Annotated in this window: 1 protein-coding gene; it reads left to right on the plus strand. The window is 56.9% G+C overall.

Annotation, left to right across the window (positions count from 1 at the left end; translation table 11 throughout):
- Positions 1–166: 166 nt before the first annotated feature.
- A partial coding sequence (locus C5Y96_RS25985) for an AAA family ATPase (protein ID WP_146115816.1) occupies positions 167–1076 on the plus strand: 910 nt, incomplete at its 3' end.

The following is a 1076-nucleotide window of genomic DNA, read 5'->3' on the forward strand; positions in this document are numbered from 1 at the left end:
GCTCAGTACGATTCATAATTTTGCCTCCCCAAAAAGTTGCACGAGAAACAGGGTCCGAATGAGAAACAGCGTCTGGTTTCTTTATCGCGAGTAAGTTTTCTACACGCGCAGCACGCGACCGCGAAAAAGCGACCTGACCCCGTTTTCTAGAACGAAGGGAACCACTATGCGCCGAGCCCGACTCCGACAGTTCCAAGCCCGGGTACGTCAGCTGCGGAAAGATCGTAAGGAGGAGCAAGAGGTCGAACAGCTCACCGCCGAGATCGCGAAAGTGCAGAAAGAGATTGACGCACAGAAGGGAATCGATTTTTTCAACGCAGATCAAGGAATCGTTCGCCTCGACGTTGGCGGTGGTGAGGAATCGAAAAAAACGCATCGCACGCTCTCGACCGCCGAAATGCTGGCCGAGCGAAAGCCGCAGGAGTGGCTCTTTGCGAACGTGCTGACCAAGAACGAACCCGCCGTGATCGTCGGTCCGAGTAAGACATTGAAATCGTCGCTGGCGGTCGATCTGTGCGCGGCCTTGGTGAGCGGCGACAAATTCTTGGGGGAGTTCGCGGCCGAAAAGATGTTTCGCGTTGGCTTCGTCGGGGCGAATGACAAGCAGACGCAACTTGCTGACTTGGCGGCTCGCTGGAGCGCTGCCCGCGAGGAGAACCGGTCGCTCGAAAACCTGCAGTGGTACATGACGGGCGAGGAGCCGGCGGCTCCGGAGAACCTGGAGAGCCTGCGTAAATGGATCGAGAAGTTCGAGTTAGAAGTGGTCGTGATCGATCCGTTGCGTCTTGGCTCCACCAACAAACGCAAGCAGGCTGAAGCGATTGCTGCGCTCGTCGCGTGCATTTCAAAAGCAGGCGCCACGCCGATCCTCTGCGTGCAAACTCGCAAAGAAATGAAGCCAGGCAAATTGGACGCATCGATCTTGGCCGGCAGCCTCGACTTCGCCCAACAATGGCTGATGGTCAACCGCCGCGAAGCGTATCAATGTGGCAGCGGGCTGCACAAACTATGGTTCTCGATCGGCGGCTACGCCGGGCAAGGTGGCGAATGGGGCGTTGATGTTGACGAAGGTAAAA

Source organism: Blastopirellula marina, assembly GCF_002967715.1.
In the GTDB taxonomy this organism is placed as follows: Bacteria; Planctomycetota; Planctomycetia; order Pirellulales; family Pirellulaceae; genus Bremerella; species Bremerella marina_B.